The organism is Streptomyces sp. ActVer, from assembly GCF_027270795.1.
Taxonomy (GTDB): domain Bacteria; phylum Actinomycetota; class Actinomycetes; order Streptomycetales; family Streptomycetaceae; genus Streptomyces; species Streptomyces umbrinus_A.
The window spans coordinates 1-2,612 of sequence record NZ_JAPWHT010000766.1 but is presented as its reverse complement, the minus strand read 5'-3'; the positions used below and the strand labels follow the sequence as shown (position 1 = coordinate 2,612).

Annotated in this window: 1 protein-coding gene and 1 pseudogene; both read right to left on the bottom strand. The window is 75.0% G+C overall.

The window, feature by feature from the left end:
- The coding region (locus tag O3Q52_RS51770) for a glycoside hydrolase family 3 protein (RefSeq protein ID WP_269655350.1) at window positions 1-1,690 on the bottom strand (1,690 nt) is incomplete at its 3' end.
- 262 nt (window positions 1,691-1,952) lie between these two features.
- A pseudogene (locus O3Q52_RS51765) lies at window positions 1,953-2,612 on the bottom strand (ATPase); the annotation flags it as partial.

Genomic DNA, 2,612 nt, shown 5'->3' with positions numbered 1-2,612 from the left:
CGTCGCCGCCCCACGGGCCCGGGTACCAGGCGGTGAGCAGCGCGGCCGCGCGTTCCGCCGCCTCCGGGACGGCATGCGGGCGGCCCTGGACCAGGACCACGACCGTGGGGGTTCCCGTCGCCACGACGGCGTCCAGCAGGGCGTGTTGGGCCCTTCCGAGCCGCAGCCCCGCGAGGTCGGCGCCCTCTCCGCAGGTCATCTCGGACACGGCGCCGAGGGCCGCGCCGTTGGCGGCGAAGTCGGTCTCGGGGGTACGGGCGCTGCTGCCGCCCAGCGCGAGCACGGCCAGGTCGGAGACGCCGGCCTGGGCGATGGCCTCGGGGATCCCCGAGAGGTCGTTGCCGGTGAGGGCGCAGCCGCGGGCGTGGCGGACGTCCACTCCGGGCGGGGCGAGTCGCCGCAGCGCGTCGAGGAGACTGGCGCCGGCGCCTGGGCTCTGCGGGGCCGTGTAGTCGCCGAGTTGGTGGGCGGTGGTGGCGGCGTGCGGGCCGAGGACCGCGATGCGGGACACCGTCGGGCGGACGGGCAGGACGCCCCCGTCGTCGTGCAGGAGTGTGACCGCGCCTCGGGCGACGGCGGTGCTCAGTTCCCGGCCGCGGTCAGGTGACGGAGCGGTCAACCGGTCTTCGGCACAAGGCCGTTCGAACAGACCGAGACGGAACTTGAGGCGCAGCACTCGGGCGACGGCGGCGTCGAGCACGTCCTCCTGGACGAGTCCACGTTCGACTGCTTCTTCCAGGTGCGTGAATCCGTCGTCCCACAGGCTGAGGTCGACGCCCGAGTCGAGTGCCAGGGCGCCCGCCGAGACCGTGTCGCCGGTGATCCGGGCCAGCCGGTCGACGGCCAGGCCGTCCGCCATGACCAGCCCGCCGAAGGACCAGCGCTCGCGCAACAACCCTGTGAGCAGGGCCCTGTTGCCCGCGCAGGGAAGCCCGTCGACCTCGTTGTACGCGGCCATGACGGCAGCGGCTCCCGCCCGGACTCCGGCCCAGGCAGCAGGGAGATGGACCTCGTGGAGCTCGCGGGGGCCGAGTTCGGACTCCGCGGAGTTGCGGCCCCCGACGGTGGCGCCCTGTCCGGCGAAGTGCTTGAGCACCACGGCGGCCCTGTCCTCGGCGAACTGCCCGTCCGTGCAACCGGAACGGCCCTGCATGCCCCGCACCAGTGCCTCGGTGAGCCGGGCGGCCAGATACGGGTCCTCGCCGAAGCACTCCTCGGTACGGCCCCAGCGGGGGTCGCGCGCGAGGTCGAGGGCGGAGACGAGGGCGACATGGCCGCCACGGGCCCGCAGTTCGGCCGCGGCATGGGCGGCGGCCTGCTCGTACAGCTCGGGGTCCCAGGTGGCTCCGACGGCAAGGTTGACCGGCAGGACCGTGCCGTCCAGGGCCATGAGGCCGTGCGGGACCTCCTCGACCAGGAGCGCCGGGATGCCGAGGCGGCTGCTTTCCATCACGTGGCGCTGCACCAGGTCGGCGAGCGTGGCGCCGTCGGCCGCGCCCGCGCCGGTGGAGTGGTCGACGCCCGACCAGGCGTCCGCGCGCAGGAGTCCGTACAGGGCGCCGAGGCCTGCGAAGCGCTCGGTCTCGGCGTACAGCGCCTCGGTCAGTTCGAAGCCGTCCGGTGTGCGGCGGTAGGCGTCCCAGCCGTACATCCGCTGGTTGAGCTGGCCGGCCTTCTCCCGCAGGGTCATGCGGGCGAGCAGGTCGGCGACCCGGTCGCCGACGGCGGCGTCCGGGTCCAGGTAGCGGGGGCCCCGCGTGTCGTGGCCCCGGGAGACCTCGGGTGTCTGCTCGGGCCGGGCGGCCGCGTGTTCCGGAGTCGGCATGCGACCGGTTCCTTCCGTGCGGTTCTCGCGTGGGGCTACGGGGACGTACCGGTCAGGTGGCCCGGGTTCAGGTCAGTCGGGTTCAGGTCAGTCGGGTTCAGGTGGCCCGGGTTCAGAGAGGCCGAGGTCAGGTGGTCCGGGACGAGGGTGGCGGGCCGCCGTGTCCGAGCCGGGCCAGGGCCACGGCGCCGCGGCAGCCGTCCGCGACCCAGTCCAGCGTCAGGCCGAACGCCTTGAGGCGCTCGCTCAGAAGAGCTGTCAGGGGTCCTTCGGGGCCGAGCAGCCCTCCGGTGGCGACGATCCGCTCGCCCTGGCTGGGTGCCAGCGCGCGGACCGGTTCCAGCAGGTGGTCCGCCGCCTCGTCGAGGATCGCCCGCGCGACGGCGTCCTCGTGCCGGGCCGCCTCGGCGACCAGCGGGGCGAGCCGGGCGAGGTGGATCGGGGGCTCGGCCATGACTGCGGGCAGCAGGTGCATGCGGTAGGCCGCGCGCCGGTCGGGCGACCACTCCGGCTCCGCGGGGAGGCGCTCGCGGGCGGGCCCGGAGACACCGGAGGCACTGACAGCGGCGGAGCCATCAGCGCTGACCGGGCCAACCGCGCGGTTCGGACCGCTCGCACCAGGCGGGCTCTCCACACCATCGCGGCTGCCCGCACCACTCGGGCTCCCCACACCATCCCGGCCTCCGGCACCGCCCAGGCCGCCCTCACCACCCAGGCCACCGTACGGCCGGTCCTCCGCGTACGGCAGCGCCTCGGCCGGCAACCCCAGTGCCCGGCCGACCGCGTC